Source organism: Streptomyces caelestis (genome assembly GCF_001279005.1).
Classification (GTDB): Bacteria; Actinomycetota; Actinomycetes; order Streptomycetales; family Streptomycetaceae; genus Streptomyces; species Streptomyces heliomycini.
In genome coordinates this window covers 36,301-57,889 of sequence record NZ_LGCN01000201.1, presented here as the reverse complement: position 1 = coordinate 57,889, position 21,589 = coordinate 36,301, and the positions used below count along the sequence as shown (strand labels likewise).

At 72.8% G+C, this 21,589-nt stretch carries 20 protein-coding genes; 10 read left to right on the top strand and 10 right to left on the bottom strand.

Going from position 1 to position 21,589, the window contains the following annotated elements:
- Positions 1-8: 8 nt before the first annotated feature.
- The gene (locus ADK41_RS21390) at positions 9-821 is read left to right on the top strand and encodes an exodeoxyribonuclease III (RefSeq protein ID WP_030821868.1); all 813 of its coding nucleotides are present in this window, start codon (positions 9-11) and stop codon (positions 819-821) included.
- Between the two features lie 172 nt (positions 822-993).
- Here ADK41_RS21390 and ADK41_RS21385 read toward each other — a convergent pair whose 3' ends face one another.
- Positions 994-1,614 (bottom strand): MerR family transcriptional regulator, encoded by a 621-nt coding sequence (locus tag ADK41_RS21385; protein WP_030821866.1) that lies wholly within the window; start codon positions 1,612-1,614, stop codon positions 994-996.
- Between the two features lie 177 nt (positions 1,615-1,791).
- Between ADK41_RS21385 and ADK41_RS21380 the strand changes: the two genes are divergently transcribed.
- The 4 genes from ADK41_RS21380 (at position 1,792) to ADK41_RS21365 (ending at position 5,390) form a co-directional block, all read left to right on the top strand.
- Entirely contained in the window at positions 1,792-3,327 is a 1,536-nt protein-coding gene (locus ADK41_RS21380; RefSeq protein WP_030821863.1) for a flavin-containing monooxygenase, read from the top strand.
- Positions 3,324-4,253, top strand: coding sequence for an alpha/beta fold hydrolase (locus ADK41_RS21375; RefSeq protein WP_030821860.1), 930 nt, complete (start codon positions 3,324-3,326; stop codon positions 4,251-4,253). Before ADK41_RS21380 ends, ADK41_RS21375 begins: the two co-directional genes overlap by 4 nt.
- The gene (locus tag ADK41_RS21370; protein WP_030821857.1) at positions 4,250-5,134 is read left to right on the top strand and encodes an SDR family oxidoreductase; all 885 of its coding nucleotides are present in this window, start codon (positions 4,250-4,252) and stop codon (positions 5,132-5,134) included. Before ADK41_RS21375 ends, ADK41_RS21370 begins: the two co-directional genes overlap by 4 nt.
- Before the next feature lie 76 nt (positions 5,135-5,210).
- Positions 5,211-5,390, top strand: a complete 180-nt coding sequence (locus tag ADK41_RS21365) for a hypothetical protein (protein WP_030821854.1) — start codon at positions 5,211-5,213, stop codon at positions 5,388-5,390.
- A 77-nt stretch (positions 5,391-5,467) separates the two neighbouring features.
- Here ADK41_RS21365 and ADK41_RS21360 read toward each other — a convergent pair whose 3' ends face one another.
- The gene (locus ADK41_RS21360) at positions 5,468-8,722 is read right to left on the bottom strand and encodes a S41 family peptidase (protein WP_030821851.1); all 3,255 of its coding nucleotides are present in this window, start codon (positions 8,720-8,722) and stop codon (positions 5,468-5,470) included.
- A 92-nt stretch (positions 8,723-8,814) separates the two neighbouring features.
- Positions 8,815-10,002: an RNA-guided endonuclease InsQ/TnpB family protein gene (locus tag ADK41_RS21355; RefSeq protein ID WP_030821848.1), complete on the bottom strand. Its 1,188-nt coding sequence runs from the start codon at positions 10,000-10,002 to the stop codon at positions 8,815-8,817.
- A gap of 401 nt (positions 10,003-10,403) precedes the next feature.
- Here ADK41_RS21355 and ADK41_RS21350 point away from each other — a divergent pair, with 401 nt between their 5' ends.
- Entirely contained in the window at positions 10,404-11,003 is a 600-nt protein-coding gene (locus tag ADK41_RS21350; RefSeq protein ID WP_030821845.1) for a TetR/AcrR family transcriptional regulator, read from the top strand.
- A 100-nt stretch (positions 11,004-11,103) separates the two neighbouring features.
- Entirely contained in the window at positions 11,104-13,311 is a 2,208-nt protein-coding gene (locus ADK41_RS21345; RefSeq protein ID WP_030821842.1) for an MMPL family transporter, read from the top strand.
- A 93-nt stretch (positions 13,312-13,404) separates the two neighbouring features.
- Here the strand turns inward: ADK41_RS21345 and ADK41_RS21340 are convergent, their stop codons facing one another.
- Positions 13,405-13,671 (bottom strand): type II toxin-antitoxin system RelE family toxin, encoded by a 267-nt coding sequence (locus tag ADK41_RS21340; protein ID WP_030821839.1) that lies wholly within the window; start codon positions 13,669-13,671, stop codon positions 13,405-13,407.
- Positions 13,664-13,930, bottom strand: coding sequence for a type II toxin-antitoxin system Phd/YefM family antitoxin (locus ADK41_RS21335; RefSeq protein WP_030821836.1), 267 nt, complete (start codon positions 13,928-13,930; stop codon positions 13,664-13,666). Before ADK41_RS21335 ends, ADK41_RS21340 begins: the two co-directional genes overlap by 8 nt.
- A gap of 93 nt (positions 13,931-14,023) precedes the next feature.
- Here ADK41_RS21335 and ADK41_RS21330 point away from each other — a divergent pair, with 93 nt between their 5' ends.
- Positions 14,024-14,869: an EamA family transporter gene (locus ADK41_RS21330; protein WP_030821833.1), complete on the top strand. Its 846-nt coding sequence runs from the start codon at positions 14,024-14,026 to the stop codon at positions 14,867-14,869.
- A gap of 82 nt (positions 14,870-14,951) precedes the next feature.
- Entirely contained in the window at positions 14,952-15,227 is a 276-nt protein-coding gene (locus tag ADK41_RS21325; protein WP_030821830.1) for a DUF1876 domain-containing protein, read from the top strand.
- Between the two features lie 6 nt (positions 15,228-15,233).
- On the opposite strand, the gene ADK41_RS21320 is transcribed toward ADK41_RS21325, so the two are convergent.
- From ADK41_RS21320 to ADK41_RS21305, 4 genes are all read right to left on the bottom strand, one after another.
- Positions 15,234-16,400, bottom strand: a complete 1,167-nt coding sequence (locus ADK41_RS21320; RefSeq protein WP_030821827.1) for a serine hydrolase domain-containing protein — start codon at positions 16,398-16,400, stop codon at positions 15,234-15,236.
- Positions 16,401-16,492: 92 nt separating this feature from the next.
- A complete protein-coding gene (locus tag ADK41_RS21315) occupies positions 16,493-17,251 on the bottom strand; it encodes an energy-coupling factor ABC transporter ATP-binding protein (RefSeq protein WP_030821824.1) in 759 nt (252 codons plus the stop codon).
- 205 nt (positions 17,252-17,456) lie between these two features.
- Positions 17,457-18,218: a cobalt ECF transporter T component CbiQ gene (gene cbiQ, locus ADK41_RS21310; RefSeq protein WP_030821821.1), complete on the bottom strand. Its 762-nt coding sequence runs from the start codon at positions 18,216-18,218 to the stop codon at positions 17,457-17,459.
- A 1-nt stretch (position 18,219) separates the two neighbouring features.
- Complete coding sequence (locus tag ADK41_RS21305; RefSeq protein WP_030821818.1) at positions 18,220-19,317, bottom strand: energy-coupling factor ABC transporter permease; 1,098 nt, start codon at positions 19,315-19,317, stop codon at positions 18,220-18,222.
- A gap of 189 nt (positions 19,318-19,506) precedes the next feature.
- Here ADK41_RS21305 and ADK41_RS21300 point away from each other — a divergent pair, with 189 nt between their 5' ends.
- Positions 19,507-19,863 carry an SsgA family sporulation/cell division regulator gene (locus ADK41_RS21300; protein WP_030821815.1) on the top strand — a complete coding sequence of 119 codons (357 nt, stop codon included), beginning with the start codon at positions 19,507-19,509 and terminating at the stop codon, positions 19,861-19,863.
- Positions 19,864-19,875: 12 nt separating this feature from the next.
- On the opposite strand, the gene ADK41_RS21295 is transcribed toward ADK41_RS21300, so the two are convergent.
- A complete protein-coding gene (locus ADK41_RS21295; protein ID WP_030821812.1) occupies positions 19,876-21,540 on the bottom strand; it encodes a penicillin-binding transpeptidase domain-containing protein in 1,665 nt (554 codons plus the stop codon).
- Positions 21,541-21,589: the final 49 nt, after the last annotated feature.

Below are 21,589 nucleotides of genomic sequence, written 5' to 3'. Positions count from 1 at the left end.
GTGCCCTGATGTTCACTGTGACCTCCGTCAACGTCAATGGACTGCGGGCCGCCGCCAAGAAGGGCTTCGTGGAGTGGCTGGCCGGGACCTCCGCCGATGTGCTGTGTCTGCAGGAGGTGCGGGCGGAGGCGAAGCAGCTGCCGGAGCAGGTGCGGGAGCCCGAGGGGTGGCACGTCGTGCACGCTCCCGCCGCCGCCAAGGGGCGTGCGGGGGTCTCCCTGTACACCCGGCGTGAGCCGGAGCGGGTCCGGATCGGGTTCGGGTCGGACGAGTTCGACGACAGCGGGCGGTACGTGGAAGCCGATCTGCCCGGGGTGACCGTAGCCTCGCTGTACCTGCCGTCCGGGGAGGTCGGGACCGAGCGGCAGGAGGAGAAGGTCCGGTTCATGGACCAGTTCCTCACCTACCTGAAGGGGCTGCGGGAGCGGGCCGCCGCCGACGGGCGGGAGGTCGTGGTCTGCGGGGACTGGAACATCGCCCATGAGAAGGCCGACCTCAAGAACTGGCGGGGGAACACCAAGAGTTCCGGATTCCTGCCGGAGGAGCGGGAGTGGCTCTCCCGGGTCTTCGCCGCGGACGACGGCGGGTACGTCGACGTCGTGCGGGCGCTGCATCCGGACGTGGACGGGCCGTACTCCTGGTGGTCCTACAGGGGGCGGGCCTTCGACAACGACACGGGGTGGCGGATCGACCTCGCCGTGGCGACCCCGGGGCTGGCGGCGCGGGCGGTGGAGGCCCGTGTCGAGCGGGCCGCCACGCACGCCGAGCGGTGGTCGGACCACGCGCCCGTGACGGTCGTCTTCGAGCAGCCGGCCGGCTGAGGCGGGCGCCCGGGCCGGCCGCGTGGCGGAAGCCGCGCGAGGAGGCCGGGTGGGACGACGACGCGCTCGACGGCCCCCGGCGTGACCTCACGGGGGACACGGAGCCGCCGCGGCTGCCGGCGGACGTGCGGCGGGACGGGCCGCCGGCCGGCCTCGGGTGGGTGAGGAACCCCTAGTCCCGTTTGTTCAGGCGCCGGTCCAGCGCCAGGGACAGCTCCGCGTCCACCACGCTGCGGGCCAGCGGGCGCAGGCGGTGGAGGGAATCCTCCGGGGCGTGGCGGAGGATCAGGGTGGCGAAGAGGTCGGCCAGGGTGTCGGCGTGGGTGCGGACCTCCGCGCCGGCGCGGAGCACCTCCGCGAGCGGGATGCCCTCGCGGACCAGGGCCGACGACACGTCGAGCAGGCGGCGGCTGATGTGGACGATCTCCTCGCCGTCGACGCCGAGATAGCCGAGGTCCAGTGCGGCGGCCAGGTTCTCCGGGGTGACCTCCCCGGAGAAGTGGTCGGCGAGTTCCTCGGGGGTGAGGCGGACCGGGGTCTCCTCGGTGGGGGTGTCCATGCCGAGGAGGTCGCCGACGTCCCGGCCGTGGTCGAAGGCCTCGGCGAGCTCCGCTATGCCGTTCAGGGTGTGGCCGCGTTCCAGCAGCGCCGTGATCGTGCGCAGGCGGGCCAGGTGCTGGTCGTCGTACCAGGCGATGCGGCCCTCGCGGCGCGGTGGCGGGATCAGCTTGCGTTCGCGGTAGAAGCGCAGGGTGCGCACCGTGATGCCGGCCAGCCGGGCCAGCTCGTCCATGCGGTACTCGCGCCGCTCACCGGGGTCTGCGTTGTCCTCTGCCACGTGAGCAGCCTAGGGCGTACCGGCGGTAACTTTCCTTGTCCGCCCCCTACCCATCAGTACGGGGCTGTTCTACTCTCCCCATTGCGCCAGTGTTCACTGGCGGAGTTCTGGGCGATGCGTGGAGGCTTCGGGATGGCCGGGCACGAGCACGAACAAGGGCACGAACACGTACGAGTGGCGGTGATCGGGTCGGGATTCGGCGGACTCGGGGCCGCCGTGCGGCTGCGGCGCGAGGGCGTCACCGACTTCGTCGTCCTGGAGCGGGCGAGCAGCGTCGGCGGCACCTGGCGCGACAACAACTATCCCGGGTGCGCGTGCGACGTGCCGTCCCACCTGTACTCGTTCTCCTTCGCGCCCAATCCGGACTGGCCCCGCTCCTTCTCCGGGCAGCGGCACATCCGCGCCTACCTGGAGCACGTCACCGACGCCTTCGGGCTGCGGCCCCACATCCGCTTCGACTCGGAGGTGAAGCGGATGGTGTGGGACGGCGAGCGGCTGCGCTGGGAGATCGAGACCAGCAGCGGGAGTCTCAGCGCGGACGTGGTCGTGTCGGCCACCGGGCCGCTGTCCGAGCCCAGGCTGCCGGACGTCCCCGGCCTCGACACCTTCCCCGGCAAGGTGTTCCACTCCGCCCGCTGGGACCACGACTACGACCTGCGCGGCAAGCGGGTCGCCATGGTCGGCACCGGGGCGTCCGCGATCCAGATCGTGCCGTCGATCCAGCCCCTGGTGTCACGGCTGACCCTCTTCCAGCGCACCCCCGCCTGGGTCCTGCCCCGCGTCGACCGGCCCATCAGCGGCGCCGAGCGCGCCCTGCACCGGGCGCTGCCCGTCACCACCAAGCTGCGCCGCGGACTGCTCTGGGGCATCAGGGAGTTGCAGGTCCAGGCGTTCACCAAGCACCCCGGCGAGCTCGGCTTCGTCGAGCAGCTGGCCAAGCGCAACATGGGCCGCGCGATCAAGGACCCGGCCCTGCGCGCCAGGCTCACCCCCGACTACCGCGTCGGCTGCAAGCGGATCCTGCTGTCGAGCACGTACTACCCGGCGCTCGCGCAGCCCAATGTCGATGTCGTCGCGAGCGGTTTGAGCGAGATCCGCGGGTCCACCGTCGTCGGGGCCGACGGGACCGAGGCCGAGGTCGACGCGATCGTGTTCGGGACCGGGTTCCACGTCACCGACATGCCCATCGCCGAGCGGGTCGTCGGCGCCGAGGGGAAGACCCTCGCCGAGAGCTGGGCCGGCGGGATGCAGGCACTGCGCGGCGCCACGGCCGCCGGGTTCCCCAACTGGATGACGATCATCGGGCCCAACACCGGCCTCGGGAACTCCTCCATGATCCTGATGATCGAGTCCCAGCTGAACTATCTCGCCGACTACGTGCGGCAGTTGGACGTCCTCGGCGGCCGGGTCGCCCTCGACGCCCGCCCCGGCGCCGTACGCGCCTGGAACCACCGGGTGCAGGAGCGGATGAAGCGCACCGTGTGGAACACCGGCGGCTGCACCAGCTGGTACCTCGACGAGAGCGGGCGCAACACCACCATCTGGCCCGGTACGACGAGCGAGTTCCGGCGCGAGACCCGGCGGGTCGACCTCGCCGAGTACGCCGTGCTCCGCGGCGCCCCGGCCGCGGCGGAGGACGACCGGGAGAACGCCGAGGTGGCCGCGTGAGCCGCCTCGCCCACGTCACCTCCGGTCCGTACGCCCCGCCCGCCGCCGTCCGTGAGCTGTCCGCCCGCTCCGCCGACGGCGCCCGGCTGCACGTCGAGGTGCACGGCCCCGAGCGGGCGCCCGCGGTCGTCCTCGCCCACGGCTGGACCTGCTCGACCGCCTTCTGGGCCGCGCAGATCCGCGAACTGGCCGCCGAACACCGGGTCATCGCCTACGACCAGCGCGGCCACGGACGTACCCCCGCGAGCCCGGCGTGCAGCACCGACGCGCTCGCCGACGACCTCGAGGCCGTCCTCACCGCCACCCTCGCGCCGGGCGAACAGGCCGTGGTCGCCGGGCACTCCATGGGCGGGATGACGGTGATGGCCGCCGCCGGCAGACCCGCGTTCCGCGCGCACGTGGCCGCCGTCCTGCTGTGCAGCACGGGCAGTTCGCGGCTGGTCGCCGAGTCGACGGTGCTGCCGCTGCGGCCGGGACGGCTGCGGAGCCGGCTGACCGGCCGCGTCCTCGGCTCCCGGGCCCCGCTCGGACCGATCACGCCGCTCGCCCGCCGGATCCTCAGGTACGCGACGATGGGCCCCGCCTCCGCCCCGGACATGGTCGAGGCGTGCGCCCGTATCGTGCACTCCTGCCCGCGCGCGGTGCGCCACGCCTGGTCGCGCGTGCTCGACGGGCTCGATCTCGACCACGGACTCGCCGAGTTGCGGGTACCGGTCGAGATCGTCGTCGGCGGCGCGGACCGGCTCACCCCGCCCGTGCACGCCCGGTCGATCGCCGCCGCGCTGCCGAACTGCCTCGGCGTCACCGAACTGCCCGGCGTCGGCCACATGACGCCCGTCGAGGCGCCCGACCTGGTCACCGGGAGGATCCGGTCCCTGGCCGCCGCCCGCATACCCGCCGTACCCGCCGTCGAGGAGAGCGCATGAGCAGGGTGAGTCTCGAAGGAAAGGTCGCCGTCGTCACCGGAGCGGCGCGCGGAGTCGGGGAGTTGCTGGCGCGCAAGCTCTCCGCGCGCGGGGTGAAGGTGGCGCTGGTCGGGCTGGAGCCGGACGCGCTCAAGGCCGTCTCCGCGCGGCTGCACAGCGACAGCGACCACTGGTACGCGGACGTCACCGACCACGAGGCGATGGCCAAGGTCGCCGAGGAGGTCCGGGAGCGGTTCGGCCGGGTCGACATCGTGGTCGCCAACGCCGGTGTGGCGACGGGTGGTCCGTTCGCCGGCTCCGACCCGGAGTCCTGGCGGCGGGTGATCGAGGTGAACCTGATCGGATCGGCGGTCACCGCGCGGGCGTTCCTGCCGCTGCTCGCCGAGAGCCGCGGCTACCTGCTGCAGATAGCCTCGCTCGCCGCGATCACCCCCGCGCCGATGATGACGGCGTACTGCGCCTCCAAGTCCGGTGTGGAGGCGTACGCGCACGCGCTGCGGGCCGAAGTCGGCCACCGGGGCGTGAAGGTGGGCGTCGGGTACCTGTCGTGGACCGACACCGACATGGTGCGCGGGGCCGACCAGGACGACGTGATGCGGGAGTTGCGGCAGCGGCTGCCGTGGCCGTCGAACAAGACCTACCCGCTGGGGCCCGCGGTGGACCGGCTGGTGGCCGGCGTCGAGCGGCGGGCGAGCCATGTGTACGGGCAGTGGTGGCTGCGCGGGATGCAGGGCGTGCGCGGCTGCCTGCCCGCGGTCATCGGGACCGTGGGGCAGCGGGAGATGCGGCGCTTCGGCGACCGGCTCACGGGCGTGCGCACGGGGTTGGTCGGGGCGGGTGGCAACGCCGATGAGCAGCACCGGAACACGGTCCGTGACTGATCGACATGCGGAGGGTGAGGGGCCGTGTGAATCTGGTCGGGCAAGTTCCCCCACCCCACAACGGGAGTGAACCCACATGGGTATGAAGGACCAGTTCCAGGAGAAGTCCGAGCAGTTCCAGCAGCAGGCCAAGCAGCGTGCCCAGCAGGGCAAGGAGCAGATGCAAAGCCGCGGCCGCCGGCGGGACGAGGACATGGACGAGCAGCGGCGCCGGCGGGAGTCCGAGGAGCGTGTCGACCAGGACTACGAGGTCTGACGCCGAGCGCTGAGCACGTCTGAGCACGTCGTGCGCTGATGTGGAAGGGGCGTCCCGTGGCGAAGGGGCGCCCCTTCTCACGTCCGGGGCGGCAGCTTCGGCCGGGAGCGGTCGGGCACGTCGCGGTAAGTGGGGGGTGTCGCCGGGGGGTTGGCCTCCAGCAGGTCGAGGGCGAGCCGTACCGCGTCGTCGAGCACCGCGTACCGGCCCTCGGCCCAGTCCAGCGGGGTGCGCAGCGCCTCCAGGTCGGGTTCGACGCCCTTGTTCTCCACGGACCAGCCGTACGCGTCGAACCAGGCCGCGTTCATCGGCACCGTGATCACCGTGCCGTCGCCGAGCCGGTGCCGGCCGGTCATGCCGACCACCCCGCCCCAGGTGCGCTGGCCCACCACCGGGCCCAGCTCCAGCAGTTTGAACGCGGCGGTGATCATGTCGCCGTCGGAGCTGGTCGCCTCGTCCGCGAGGGCCACGACCGGTCCGCGCGGGGCGTTGGAGGCGTACGACACCGGCTGGGCGTCGCGGGTGAGGTCCCAGCCGATGATGGTGCGGGTCAGCTTCTCGACGACGAGTTCGCTGATGTGTCCGCCCGCGTTGCCGCGCACGTCCACGATCAGCGCGGGGCGGGACATCTCCATGCGCACGTCGCGGTTGAACTGGGCCCAGCCGGAGCCGCCCATGTCCGGGATGTGCAGATAGCCGCACCGGCCCCCGCTCAGCTCCCGCACCACCGCGCGGCGTTTGGCGACCCAGTCCTGGTAGCGCAGCGGCGTCTCGTCGACGAGCGGGACGACGGCGACCCGGCGGGGCGGGCCCTCGCCCCCGGCGGGGACGAACGTCAGCTCCACGGTGGTGCCGCCCGCCGCCGCGAGCAGCGGATAAGGACCCGTGAGCGGGTCCACCGGGCGGCCGTCGACGTGGGTGAGGACCGCGCCCTCGCGGATGCCGGTGCCGGCCAGCGGGGAGCGGGCGCGGGAGTCGGAGGAGTCGCCGGGCAGGATGCGCCGGACCGCCCAGCCTCCCTCGCGCGGGGCGAAGTTGGCGCCGAGCAGGCCCTGGCGGCGCTGGTAGTGCGCAGGGCCCTCGTTGCGGCGGGCGGCGGTGACGTAGGCGTGGGAGGTGCCGAGTTCGCCGAGCACCTCGCGCAGCAGGTCGGCGAACTCGTCGGGGGAGGCGACCCGTTCGACCAGCGGGCGGTACTGCTCCAGGACCGCGTCCCAGTCGATGCCGCACATGTCCGGTTCCCAGAAGTAGGCGCGGATCAGTCGTCCGGCCTCCGCGTACGCCTGGCGCCACTCGGCGGCCGGGTCGGCCTCGTGCAGGATGCGGCGGGAGTCGATCCACACCGTGGAGTCGCCGTCGCCGGGCTCGGTGGCGGGCATCGCGCGCAGCTCGCCCTCGTCGACCACGACCAGTCGGGTGCCGTCGCCGCTGACCGCGAAGAAGTCCAGGTCGGCGACGAGTTCGGACCTCTTGGCCTTGACGATGTCGAAGTGCTCCAGGGCGGGCCGGCCGCTGGTGTCGTCGGGGTTGACGAACGTCTCGCCGAGCGCGCCGGAGATCGGCCAGCGCAGCCACACCAGGCCGCAGCCCGCGACCGGGTGCAGCCCCGAGTACTTGGAGGCGGTCACCGGGAAGGGCGTGACCCTGCTCTCCAGGCCCTCCGCCTCCACGGTCACCGTGCCGACCTCGCCGCCCTCCTCGGCGTCCTCGCGCTCCACCGGGTCCAGGCCCCCGGCGGCCGGGCGGCCCTCGGGGTTGAGGGCGAACGGGGAGGGGGTCGCCGACGACAGCGGCACCAGGTACGGGCGGCAGCCCAGCGGGAAGGACAGGTCGCCGGTGTGCACGTCGTAGACCGGGTCGAAGCCGCGCCAGGAGAGGAAGGCGAGGTAGCGGCCGTCGCGGGTGAAGACCGGGTTCTCGTCCTCGAAGCGGCCGCCCGTGACGTCGAGGACCAGCCGGTCCTTGATCCGGGCGAGTTTGATCTGCCGCAGCGACCGCCCGATCACCGGGTGGGACCAGGCCAGCCACGCCCCGTCGGGGGAGAAGGCGAGGTCGCGCACCGGCCCGTTGCCGGAGTGGATCAGCTCGGTGACCTCCCCCTGCCCCTCTTCACCGGTGTCGACCAGCAGCAGCCGTCCGTCGTGCGCGGCGACGGCCAGCCGCTGCCCGTCCGGGTCGGCCACCATCTCCAGCACCCGGCCCAGCTCCCCGGCGGCGAGCCGCCGGGGGGCGCGCTGGCCGGTGGCGCGGGGCAGGGAGGCGATCTCGACGGCGTCCTCGCCCTCGGCGTCCGTCACGTACGCCACCCGGCCGCCCGCGCCGAGCATCTCCGGCAGCCGGACCCGTACGCCCGGGGTGTCGGTGAGGGTGCGGGCGGGGCCGTCGCGGTGGGTGAGCCAGTGCAGGCCGCCGCGGACGACGACGGCGCTGGCGCGGCCGGTCTCGTCGACCGAGAGGCCGTCGAGGTGGCGGGCGGCGGGCACCTGGTAGGGGCGCCGCCCGGCCCGCGGGCCGTGCAGCGTCACGTCGAGCCGGCGCGGGACGGCACCGGGGGACAGGTCGTCCACCAGCCACAGATCGCCCGCGCACTGGTAGACGACCCGGGTGCCGTCGCCGGCGGCGTGCCGGGCGTAGAAGGCGTCGTGGTCGGTGTGGCGGCGCAGGTCGGAGCCGTCGTACGCGCACGAGTACAGGTTGCCGACGCCCTCGTGGTCGGAGAGGAAGGCGATCCGGCCGCCGACGAACATCGGGGAGTGCAGGTGGCCGTCGAGCCCGTCGAGCAGCCGCTGCCCGTGCAGCCACAGCCTGCCCGTGGCGCCGCCCCGGTAGCGCTTCCAGGAGGCCGGTTCGTGCGGCGGGGTGCCGGTGAGCAGCAGTGACCTGCGCTCGCCGGCGATGTCGGCGACCTGGATGTCGGAGACCGGGCCCCAGGGGAGTTTGCGGCCCGGGCTGCCGTCGCAGGCGAGGGTGTAGGCCCAGGTGAAGTACGAGAAGGGCTCGCCGTGCGAGGCGACGGCGAGGATCTCGGCGTGGCCGCCCTCGTCGGGGGGCGCCCAGCCGCAGATCCGGGTGTCGGAGCTGCCCCAATAGGTGAGGCGCCGGCCCGGTCCGCCGTCCACCGGGACGAGGTGCACCTCGGGGTCGAGGCTGCGCCAGCTCGTGTACGCGATGTGGCGGCCGTCGGGGGAGAAGCGGGGGTGGCCGAGCTTGGTGCGGTCGACGGTGAGCCGCCAGGCGCGGCCCGGTCCGTCGAGCGGGGCGAGCCAGAGGTCGTCCTCGGCCACGAAGCACAGCAGGTCGTCCTTGAGGTGCGGCAGACGCAGATAGCTCACCCTTCCCATGCTTTGCCGGGGCCTCGGGCCCGGCAACTTATGAGAAACCGACAGCCTTGACTGCTCCCCTCCCTCAGGAGGGGATTCCTGGCTCAGGCCGCCTCCCGGAGCGGCGCTCCGGGAGGTCTTGCGCCCTCGACACCAGCCGGGTCCAGACCTGCCCGGAGAAGCATCACGCGGGCGGAGTTCTTGTCCCTCGGGGAAACGGCTCCGCACGCGGTGCAGGTATAGGTACGTTCCGACAGCGGCAGGGCGTGCTTGGCTCTCGCTCCGCACCTGGCGCAGTCCATGGTGGTGTGCGCGGGATGCACCAGACGCACATCCCGCCCGTGCTTGCGGCCCATCTCGATCAGAGCCTGCTTGGTGGCGCCGATCGCGGCATCGGCCGCCTTGTGGGCCATCGTGGTGCGGGCGAGGAACTTCGGTCGGAAGTCCTCCACCGCGATCGCGTCGTGGTCGCGCACGACTTTCTTCGCCCACTTGCGGGCGGTGTCCTGCCGCTGTCGGGCGATCCTCGCGTACGTCTTCGCCCGCCACCGCTTCGCCTCCCGGTACCCCTTCGACGCCGCCTGCCCTTTCGCCGGTTTGCGGCGGGCCATCATCCGGTCGTAGCGGGACAGCTTCTCCTGCGCCTTCCGACCGTGGCGGGGGTGGGGGAGGTCGTGGGTGTCGGAGGTGGTGGTGGCCGTCTCCCGCACGCCCCAGTCGATACCGATGACCGCACCGGTCGACGGCAGCGGATCGATCGGGGCGGGGAGGACGAACGAGGCGTACCAGTGCCCGACAGCGTCGCGGTAGACCCGCACCGAGGAAGGCTCGGCCGGGAGAGGACGCGACCAGACCACGGTCAGGACGATCCCGCCCGCCAGGTGCAGTCGCCCGTCCCTGAGGCGGAAGCCGCGCCGCGTGTAGTTCAGCGAGGGATCGGTCCTGCGCAGCTTCTTGTGCCGGGGCATCCCGGCCCGCCGTTTCAACGGGAGCCGGTTCTTGATGTCCTTGAGGGCTTTCGTTCGGGAGGCGGCGAAGTCACGGATGATCTGCTGCTGAGGCACCGAGGCACCCTTGGCCAGCCACGGCGCCACCGCACGCGCCCGGGTCAGCATCCGGTCCAGCCGGGCCGGACCACACACCTCTCCCTCGGCGTAGGCCCTCTTCGCACGGGCCACGCACTCGTTCCACACCCACCGGCACCGCCCCCACTCATCCTCCAGCCCCACCCGGGCAGTGGCCGATACCCGCAGTCGGTAGGTGTACCGGGCATGCCCAACAGCCTCCCCCATGGTCCACACCCACTGCCCCCTGTTCCGCTCAGCCGACTCCTGGCCAACTGACCGTACGTACGAGCCCCGCACACCCGCACACCTTCTCCCGCATGATCGTCCCAACCGGTGAACAGAGGTACGCGCGTTCGTGTTCGCCCGGTTCCGCCGGGTGGTCGTCAGAGGGCTCCGTGTCCTGCCTGGCGCGACAACGCTCCACATTGCCGAGCGTGGGATGTGCCCCCGTGAGTGAGGGTGTCCCAGCCCCGGCGTGAACGCCGGGGCCTTCTCGCAAGGGGTCGGGTGACGCAGGACACGAACGAAACCGTTTCGTTTCTTTGATGGGGTGGAGTACCTTCGTCCTGTACGAAACCGTGTCGTTTCTTTGACTCGGTGGGCACCGGAGCGGAAAGGTGGGCGGCATGAACGAAGGAGCGACGACGCGTCGCAGCCGGATCACCCCCGAGCGCGAGGCCGAGCTGTACGGGGCCGTGCTCGACCTGCTCCGTGAGGTCGGCTACGACGCCCTCACCATGGACGCCGTGGCCGCCCGCACCCGCTCCAGCAAGGCCACCCTCTACCGCCAGTGGGGCGGCAAGGCCGAGCTGGTGGTGAGGGCGATGCGCAGCCAGAAGCCCGGCGGCCTCGCCGGCATCGACACCGGGAGCCTGCGCGGCGACCTGCACGCCATCGCCGGGCGTGAGGACGACTGCGCCATGGAGCGGAACGCCGCCCTGATGCGCGCGCTCGCCATGGCCGTGCACATGAACGACGATCTGTGCCAGGCGTTCAAGGAACTCCTGGTCGAACCGGAGATGGAGGAGTTCCGGCGGATGATCCGGCGCGCGGTCGACCGGGGCGAGATCCGCCCGGACAACCCGGCGCTGGACTACCTGGTGCACATGCTCGTCGGCGCGTTCGCCACGCGGACGCTGATCGACGACCTTCCGCCCACGCGGGCGTTCCTCACCTCGTACATCGACGCCGTGGTGCTCCCCGCCCTCGGCGTGCCCCCCAGCTGACCGTCCCCTCGGCCGACCACCACCTGACGTCCCCGCTCACGTCGTCGGGCTGAGCCAACCTGTCCCGAAACCACCACGACCTGACCGGGAGTACGCCCTCGTGGCCACTTTCCTCTACCGGCTCGGCCGGTTCGCCTTCAGGCGACGGCACCTCGTCGCCCTCATCTGGGTGGCGCTGCTGGCGCTCGCGGGCATCGGCGCGGCCGGCGCCCCCGCGGCCGGCAACTCGTCCTTCTCCATCCCCGGCACCGAGGCCCAGAAGGCCTTCGACCTGCTGGAGGAGCGCTTCCCCGGCTCCAGCGCCGACGGGGCGACCGCACGCGTCGTCTTCAAGGCGCCCGCCGGCGAGAAGATGACCGACGCCGACCACGAGGCGACCGTCCGGAAGACCGTCGACGAGCTCTCCGACGGCTCCGAGGTCGCCCGCGTCACCGACCCGTACCAGGGCGGCGGCGTCAGCCAGGACGGCGCCATCGCCTACGCCTCGGTGAGTTACAAGGTCTCCGGCATGGAGCTGGAGGACTCCTCCCGCGACGCCCTGGAAGGCGCCGCCGAGGACGCCCGCGACGCCGGGCTGACCGTGGAGATCGGCGGTGACGCCCTCCAGGCCGTCCCGCACACCGGCTCCGCCGAGATCATCGGCATCGGCGTCGCCGCGGTCGTCCTCGTCATCACCTTCGGCTCGCTGCTCGCGGCCGGGCTGCCGCTGCTCACCGCGGTCATCGGCGTCGGCATCGGCGTGGCGAGCATCACCGCGCTGGCGAGCACCCTGGACCTCGGCTCCACCACCTCCATCCTCGCCTCGATGATCGGCCTCGCGGTCGGCATCGACTACGCGCTGTTCGTCGTCTCCCGCTACCGGGCCGAACTGGCCGAGGGCCGCGGGCGCGAGGAAGCGGCCGGCCGGGCCGTCGGCACCGCGGGCTCCGCCGTGGTCTTCGCCGGCCTCACCGTGGTGATCGCCCTGGTCGGCCTGTCCGTCGTCAACATCCCGATGCTGACGAAGATGGGCATCGCCGCCGCCGGCACGGTCGCCCTCGCGGTCCTGATCGCCCTCACCCTGATCCCCGCCCTGCTCGGCTACGCCGGCCGCCGGGTCCGCCCCGCCGGCGAGAAGAGCAGACTGTTCGGCGGGGGCCGCGCCGCGAAGAGGCCGCAGCGCCCGAACATGGGCACCCGCTGGGCGAGCTTCGTCGTACGCCGTCCGCTGGCCGTGCTGCTGCTCGGCGTGGTCGGCCTGGGCGCCGCGGCCGTCCCGGCCGCCTCGCTCGAACTGGGTCTGCCGGACGACGGCTCGCAGCCGACGTCCACCACCCAGCGCCGCGCCTACGACCTGCTCTCCGAGGGCTTCGGTCCCGGCTTCAACGGACCCCTGGTGGTCGTGGTCGACGCCGAGGGCAGCGACGATCCGCAGGCCGTCTTCCAGCGGGCCGCCGACGACATCAAGGGCCTCGACAACGTCGTGAACGTCGCCCCGGCAACCCCCAACAAGGCCAGCGACACGGCGACGATCACCGTCGTCCCCGACTCCAAGCCCTCCTCGGTGACCACCGAGGACCTGGTGCACGACATCCGTGACACGGGCGCGGACGTCAAGGCCGACACCGGCGCCGACGTCCTGGTCACCGGTTCCACGGCCATGAACATCGACGTCTCGCAGAAGCTCAACGACGCGCTGGTGCCGTACCTGGTCCTGGTGGTCGGCCTGGCGTTCCTGCTGCTGATCGTCGTCTTCCGCTCGATCCTGGTCCCGCTGAAGGCGGCCCTCGGCTTCCTGCTCTCCGTCCTCGCGGCCCTCGGCGCGGTCGTCGCGGTCTACCAGTGGGGCTGGCTGTCCGGCCTGATGGGCGTGGAGGAGACCGGCCCGATCATGTCGATGATGCCGATCTTCATGGTCGGCGTGGTCTTCGGACTGGCCATGGACTACGAGGTGTTCCTCGTGACCCGGATGCGGGAGGCGCACGTCCACGGCGAGAAGCCCGCCCAGGCCGTGGTGACCGGCTTCAAGTACAGCGCCCGGGTGGTGACCGCCGCCGCGGTGATCATGATGGCGGTGTTCTCCGGCTTCATCGGCTCCAGCGAGCAGATGGTCAAGATGATCGGCTTCGGCCTCGCCGTCGCCGTCCTCTTCGACGCGTTCGTCGTCCGCATGGCGATCGTCCCGGCGGTGCTGGCCCTGCTCGGCGACAAGGCCTGGTGGCTGCCGAAGTGGCTGGACCGGATCCTGCCCGACGTGGACGTCGAGGGCGAGGCCCTGCGCATGGAGGGCGACCGGCAGGACGAGGACCGGGAGCCCGCCCGGGCCTGACGGCCCGAACGAACGCAGAACCGGCCGGTGAGGGCTCCATGGGGACGGGGCGCCCTCACCGGCTTCCCTCCGCGGGAGTTCCGGGACTCCGTGTCAGGCGCCGTATACCGTGGAGCGATGTCCGACGTGAACGACCCAGACCACCGACTCCCCGTTGTCGACCGTGTGGATGACGCGGTGGTCGCCGACACGGAGCCGGCGCCGGTCGGGCCGGGGGACGAGCGCCGTGGTGGGGAAGCCGAGCGGGTCGGTCTCCGGTTCCGTCAGTTCGACCAGGATCCTGAGCGCCGTGTCCCGGGGGGTCTTGCGCAGCTCCGCCCGGGCCCCCGGCCGGAAGACGGTGCGATACGTGTTACTCACCGCGCTCCAGCGTCTCCCTCATGACGTCCTCGATCGGGATGCCGGCCGCCGGATTCGCCATGCGCTCGTCGATGATCCGGTTGATCTCGCGCTCTTCCCATTCCTGGTACCTGCGAAGGACCTCTGTCGACACGACCGCGGCCACCTGCCCGCCACGCCGGGTGATGACCGTGGGCGTGTCGTCACGGTCGGCCCGCTCGACCACCTCGGCCAGGTGGGCGCGGACGTCACGGATGGACTCCATGGGCATCTGCGTCATGCGCCGAAGGTACGTGGTGTTCCCTGTGCACACACCGGATCATTGTCGTCGACACTCCCGGGCGCCCTGGGGCGACGTGCGCGAGCACACCCCGTGACCCCCCTGGTCACCGCGGCCGTCCTGCTCGCCGCGGTCGCCCACGCCGGCTGGAACGCCCTCGCGCACCGGATCACCGACAAGCTCGTCGGGTTCACGCTGATCTCCGGCGGCGGGCTGCTGATCGGCCTGGCGGCGGCGCCGTTCGTGCCGTTCCCGGCGGCCGGTGCGTGGCCGTACCTGCTCTGCTCGGCGGCGATCCACATCGCCTACTACGCGCTGCTGATGAGGTCCTTCCGGCTGGGCGACTTCGGCCAGGCGTACCCGATCGCCCGGGGCAGCGCGCCGCTGGTCGTCACGGTGCTGGCCGCCGTGTTCGCGCACGAGGTGCCCGACGGCTGGGCCGCCGCCGGGATCGCCCTGTCCTGCGCGGGCCTGACCGGCGTCGCCCTGTGGGGACTGCGCGGGCGCCGGCCCGACTGGGCGGCGATCGGGGCGGCCCTGGCGACCGGCCTGACCATCGCCGTGTACACCGTCGTCGACGGGCTCGGCGTACGCGCCTCGGGCTCGCCGTTCGGCTACACCGCCTGGCTGATGGCGGTCCAGAGCACGGCGATCCCGGCGTACGCCCTCTGGCGCTGGAGGCAGGAGGCGGCCGCCCGGCTCCGGCCGCACGCGGGCCCCGGCCTGCTCGGCGCCGCGCTGTCCGTCGCCGCGTACGCGCTCGTCCTGTGGGCCCAGACCCGCGCGGCACTCGCCCCCGTCGCGGCGCTGCGGGAGTCGTCGGTCATCGTGGGCGCGGTCATCGGGGCGCTGTTCTTCAAGGAGCGGTTCGGCGTCCCGCGGATCGCCGCGGCCGGGCTGCTGGTCGTCGGGATCGGACTGATGCTGCGCGCGGGATAGGGGTGCTCTGCCGTGCACCGGCGGGTGCACGGCAGCGGTGCGAGGCGCACCCTGGAAGAAGAGGATTCCGGAGGTGATCGTCATGATGCACACCGCAGTGGGATGGCACGTGGAGATGGAGTTCGAGGAGGACGACCGGCAGACGCGCGCCGTCGCGATGGTCCGGCTGCCCGACGGGAGCGAGGTGCGGGCCAACGGCCACGCGAGCCGGCACCACACCGACTCGAATCAGCCACGGGTCGGGGAGGAGATCGCCGGCGCACGTGCGCTGAACGAACTCGCCATGCAGATGCTCACCAAGGCGCACGGCGAGATCGACGACGCGTCGGGCCGCATCTCGCACCCGATCCACGTCTAGCCGCGTCTAGGCCGTCAGGGCCTGCCGTACCGCCCGTACCAGTGCCTGGGCCCTGGGGTCCGCCGTCACCGTCCTGCGGAAGCCGTTGGTGACGTAGCCGAAGGCGATGCCGGACTCCGGGTCGGCGAAGCCGAGGGAACCGCCGCGGCCGGGGTGACCGAAGGAGCCCGGGGCCAGGAGGGGGGAGGCGCCGCCGTGCAGCATGTAGCCGAGCCCGAAACGGGTGCCGACGACCAGCACCCGGTCGGGGCCCGCCGACTCCTCGGCGCGGGCGAGTTCGACGGTGGCCGGGTCGAGGAGGCGGACGCCGTCGACCGGGCCGATCAGTGAGGCGTAGAAGCGGGCCAGTCCGTCCGCCGTCGCGATCCCGTTCGCGGCGGGCAGGGCCGCCGCGTGGAACGCCGGGTCGTTCTGGTCCGGGAAGGGGGTGATCGCCGCGAAGGCGCGGCGGGTGAGGGAGGACGGGTCGGCGTAGGCGTCGGTGACCGAGCGCTTGGGGCGGGCGCGGAGCGTCCCGGACGGCTCGGGCGCCTCGATCCTGCCGACCGTGCCGACGCGGTGGGCCCGCGCCTTGGGCAGCCCCACCCACAGGTCCAGGCCCAGCGGGCCGGCGATCTCCGACGCGATCCATTCGCCGCAGCCCCGGCCGGTCACGCGGCGCACCAGCTCGTCGACCAGCCAGCCGTAGGTCAGCGCGTGATAGCCGTGGTCGGTGCCCGGCTCCCACACCGGGGCCTGCGCGGCGACCGCCTCGGCGGCCCGTACGGGGTCGGCCGCCTCCCGCGGGGTGAGCGGGCGGTCGAGGACGGGAAGCCCGGCGCGGTGGTTCAGCACGTGCCGGACCGGCAGCCGCTCCTTGCCGCGCGCCTTGAACTCCGGCCAGTACGCGCCGACCGGCGCGTCCAGGTCCAGCTCGCCGCGCTGGTGCAGCAGCAGGAGTACGGCGGCGGCGACGCCCTTGGTCGCCGAGCGCACGACCTGCGCGGTCTCCCGCCGCCAGGGCTCGGCGCCGTCGACGTCCTTCACCCCGGCCCACAGGTCGACGACCCTGTGTCCGTCCCGGTACACGGCGACGGCCGCGCCCCGGTCGCCGAGCACGTCGAAGTTCCGCGCGAACGCCTCCCGGACCGGTTCGAAGCCCTCGGCCACTGTGCCGTGCACGTCGACGCCCACGTTCCCGTCCGTCCTTCCGCTCGCCTGTGACAGTGCGTGCAACCGGGCCGGCCCGTCCGTGATTCCCGGGCGGAGCCGACCGGGCACGATCGTCACGAACGGCCGGGCGCGGCCGGCACCGAGCGCGGATCGAAGCCGTAGGGCAGCTCCAGACGGTGGGCGCGCATCAGGGTGTCGTCGGCGAGCAGCTCCGCCGTGGCGCCGTCCGCCGCGATCACGCCGTCGCTGAGGACCAGCGAGCGCGGGCACAGTTCGAGGGCGTAGGGCAGGTCGTGCGTGACCATCAGGACGGTGACGTCCAAGGAGCGCAGGATGTCGGCGAGTTCGCGGCGGGAGGCGGGGTCCAGGTTGGAGGACGGCTCGTCCAGGACCAGGATCTCCGGCTCCATCGCGAGGACGGTCGCCACGGCCACCCGGCGCCGCTGGCCGAAGGAGAGGTGGTGCGGCGGGCGGTCCTTGAACTCCGCCATGCCGACCCGGCCCAGCGCCCGGTCCACCCGCTCCTCCAGCTCGGGCCCCTTGAGCCCGGCCGCCGCCGGGCCGAACGCCACGTCCTCGCGCACCGTCGGCATGAAGAGCTGGTCGTCGGGGTCCTGGAAGACGATGCCGACCCGGCGCCGGATCTCCGCCATGTGCTTCTTGCCCACGGGCAGCCCGGCCACCGTCACCGTCCCCGTGCCGCCGGTCAGGATGCCGTTGAGGTGGAGGACGAGGGTGGTCTTGCCGGCTCCGTTCGGGCCGAGCAGCGCGACCCGCTCGCCGCGCGCGAGCGAGAAGTCGACGCCGAACAGGGCCTGGTGGCCGTCGGGGTAGGCGAAGGCGAGGCCGGAGACCTCCAGGGACGGTGTCATAGGAAAAGCCTGCTTCCCAGCGTGCGGATGAGTGTCGTCGTCAACGGCCGGTGCATGCGAGGGCCGGGCCCGCACCGCCTCCGTGTCACTGCGGCGACCGGGCCGGTTCCACCCCGGCCGGTGTCGGTCGCGTCGGTCCCGGTCGCCCGCCGGGCGGTCGTGCGGCGCGAGCCGGGAATCCGCCCGGTGACCCGGGGGTGAGGGTTCAGCGGATCCATCCCAGCAGGCACACGGCGAGAGCCGCACCCGGCAGCAGCGAAGCGTACGACCACTGCGCCCGGGATGCGGTCACCTCGTCGATCACCGGCATCGAACCGGCGTACCCCCGGCTCACCATGGCCAGGTGCACCCGCTCGCCGCGTTCGTAGGAGCGGATGAACAGCGCGCCCGCCGACTTGGCGAGGACGCCCCAGTGCCGCACCCCGCGCGCCTCGAAGCCGCGGGACTCGCGGGCGATCCGCATGCGCCGCAGCTCGTCGGTGATGACGTCGCCGTAGCGGACCATGAAGGAGGCGATCTGCACCAGCAGCGGCGGGAGCCTCAGCCGTTGGAGGCCGAGGAGCAGTTCGCGCAGCTCGGTGGTGGAGGCGAGGAGGACCGAGGCGGCCACGCCCAGGGTGCCCTTGGCCAGCACGTTCCAGGCGCCCCACAGTCCGTTCACGCTCAGCGACAGCCCGAGGACGTCGATCCGTTCGCCCTCCGCGACGAACGGCAGGAGCACGGCGAAGGCGACGAACGGGACCTCGATCAGCAGCCGCTTGAGCAGGAATCCGGCCGGGACGCGGGCGGTGTGCGCGACGAGGGCGAGCAGTCCGGCGTACACCGCGAACGCCCACATCGCCTCGCGCGGGGTCGACACCACGACCACCACGAAGGCGAGGCCGGCGGCGATCTTGGTGTGCGGCGGCAGGGCGTGCACGGGGGAGTGCCCGTGCCGGTACAGCTTGTGCGCGTGGCCGGTTCCCACGTCAGACGCCCGTGCGGGTGGGGGACGCGGCGTCGGCCGTGTCCTCCGCGCGGCGCCTGCGGACCACCCAGAACACTCCGGTGCCCGCGACGACCGTCACGCCCACGCCGATCACGCCCGCGAGACCGCCGGAGAGGCGGTCGTCGTCGACGTCCTCGACGCCGTAGTCGGCGAGCGGGGAGCCGGCGATCGCGTGCTCCTCGGCCTTCTCGTCGATGCCGTGGTCGCCGGCGACCTTCTCCAGGCCGTCGGGGCTCGCGGAGGCGTAGAAGCTGACGAACCCGGCGAGGACCAGCGAGGTGACCAGGCCGGTGATCCACACCGTGCGCGGGGAGCGGGCGGCGGGGACGGGTTCCGGCTCCGCGGCGTCCGGGGCGTCGACCAGCTCGCCGTTCACCCGGAGCTTGAGCTTCCGCGTCAGCCCGCGCGCCCCGTGCACCAGGTCCGGGCGGACGGCGACGACGGCGCCGACGGTCAGGGCGGTGATCACGGCCTCACCGATGCCGATGAGGACGTGCACGCCCACCATGGCGGTGGCGACCTTGCCGATCGAGACGTCGGTGGTGCCGCCGACCGCGTAGAGCAGCGTGAAGACGACGGCGGAGGCCGGGACGGAGACCAGGGCGGCGACGAAGGACGCGGCGGTCACCGAGCGGCGGGTGCGCGGCAGCACCTTCACCAGGCCGCGGAAGAGCGCGTAGGCGACGACCGTCGTGGTGATCGCCATGGTGGTGACGTTCACACCGAGCGCGGTCAGCCCGCCGTCGGCGAAGAGGACGGCCTGCATCAGCAGGACGACGGAGACGCACAGGACGCCGGTGAAGGGGCCGACGAGGATCGCGGCGAGGGCGCCGCCGAGCAGATGGCCGCTGGTCCCCGCCGCGACGGGGAAGTTCAGCATCTGCACGGCGAAGATGAACGCCGCCACCAGTCCGGCCAGCGGCGCGGTCCGCTCTCCCCCGCTCCCGGCCGCGCCCGGGCGGGAGGCGCCCTCCAGCTCGCGGCGGGCGCCGCGCAGGCTCACGGCGATCGCGCCGGCGGCGGCCACTCCGACGACGGCGGACACGGGGGCGTTGATGAATCCGTCAGGTGCGTGCACGGACTCGATGATGTGGTCTGTTGCAAACGTTGCGCAAGAGCGAGCCGATTGTTTTACCTCACGCACAGCTCATCTGTGATATACGCCTCTCGGACGCGCGAATTCCGGATCCGGGGCACGATGGGACGGAGGGTGGGTATACGGCTTACACGCCTTTCCTGCAGATCGCCGCCGCGTAAGGGGCCACCGATGTCCGCAGTAGAGCAGTACGCGCGAGCCCACATCGTCACCGACGTCCTGGACGAGGACCGCGGAGCGGTACCCGTGGTACTGCGCTACGACCCCGCCCGGGACCCCCACCGCGTCCGCATGGCGCTCCCGGGCGCCGCGCCCCGCGAGTGGGCCGTCGCGCGGGACCTCCTCGAGCAGGGGCTGCGCGCCCCCGCGGACCGGGGCGAGATACGGGTGTGGCCGTGCGGTCGCGTCCAGACCGTGGTCGAGTTCCACACCGCGCGGGGCGTGTCGGTGGTGCAGTTCGAGACGAAGACCCTGACGCGGTTCCTGCGGCGGACCTACGCGGCCGCCGCCGAACCCGTCCCGCACTGACCCCCGGCCGGCTCAGCCGCCGTTCCTCAGCAGCGCCGCCACGATCGGCCCGGCCGTCGAACCGCCGTGACCGCCCTGCTGCACCACGCCGGCGGCCGCCAGGTCGCCGCGGTAGGCGGTGAACCAGCCGTTGGGCTTCTTCTGGCCCTCGACCTCGGCCGACCCGGTCTTCGCGCCCTTGTCACCGCTCACCCCGGCCATCGCCTCCGCGGCCGTGCCGGAGGCGGCCGTGTACGCCATCAGCTCCCGCAGCTGCGCCAGGGTGCCGGGCGACATGGTGCGCGAGGCCGTCGCCAGCTTCCGCCCGTCGACCTCGGGGGGGACCAGGTACGGCTGGCGGAAGACGCCGGACCGGACCGTCGCCGACACCGACGCCATGTTCAGCGGGTTCATCCGCACCCCGCCCTGGCCGATCAGGGAGGCCCCCATCGGGGCGTCCTTCTGCACCGGCACCGAGCCGTCGAAGGTCGGCACGCCGACCTGCCAGTCGTTCTTCCCCAGCCCGAACACCTGCTGGGCCTGCTCGGTCAGGTCGTCGTCCTCCAGCTCGGGCGCCTGGCTGATGAAGGCCGTGTTGCAGGAGCGGGCGAAGCTCGCCCGGAACGTGCCGTCCTTGATCTCGAACTCGTCGAGGTTCTGGAACTTCCAGCCGCCGTAACTGAAGTACTTCGGGCACGGGTGCTTCTCGTCCATCGAGGCGAGCCCCTTCTCGATCAGCATCGAGGCGGTGATCACCTTCATCGTGGAGCCCGGGGCCAGCGACCCCTGGAACGCGGTGTTGAAACCGCGCGAGGAGTTGGCCACCGCGAGGATCTCGCCGGTCGACGGACGCAGCACCACCACCGACGCCCGCCCCTTCTTCGCCACCTGCGCCTCGGCGGCGGCCTGCAGGGACGGGTCCAGCGTGGTCCTCACCGTGCCGGGCGTGCCCTCGCTCAGCTCCAGCAGCGTCTTGTCGGACAGCTTCGCCTTCTTCGACGCCTTGCCGCGGACGATCCGCAGCTCGACGCCGGCCTCGCCGCCCGCCTTCTCGCCGTACTTCTCGCGCAGCCCGTCCAGCACCGTTCCCAGGGACGGGTACGCGGCGGTGGTCAGCTCGGCGCCGTCCCGGTCCAGCGCCTTGACCGGCGGGGTGCCCGCCTCGCCGGTGACGAGTACGTCGCCCTCCTTGAGCTCGGGATGCACGACGGCCGGCCGCCAGGCCACCCGCGGTTCACCGTCCCCGGCCCGGCGCACGACGGTCAGCGCGCTGTCGTACGCCAGCGGCTTGCCGGCCCCCTCGTACGACACCGTGCCCTTGACGGCGAAGGGGACCTCGGCGCCGGAGCGGGCGCCCGAGGTGAGGGTGACGTCCGTGATCCGGGCGTCCTCGGCGTAGGCGGTCAGCAGGGCGGCCGCGGCCTTCGGGTCGTCGGTGGCGGCGGCCGCCTCGTCCACCTTCCCGGCCTGCCAGGCGGTGAGGAAGCGCTCGGCCGCGGAGGTGACCTCGTCGGCGGAGAGCGGGCCGGTCCTGACGGCCTCGGCCGCGGAGGCCGTACGGGTGCCGTCCTCGGCGGCGCCGCCGAGCAGCGCGTAGGCGCCGAACCCGGCGCCGCCGACGACCGCGGCGATCACTCCGCCGAGCACGACGGGCCTCGTCCTCCGCCCCTCGGCGGCGTTCCTTCTGTTCTTCCCCACTGCTTCCCGTTCCTCCGCTGTCCGCCGGGCTCCCCGTGGCCCTCGTGGC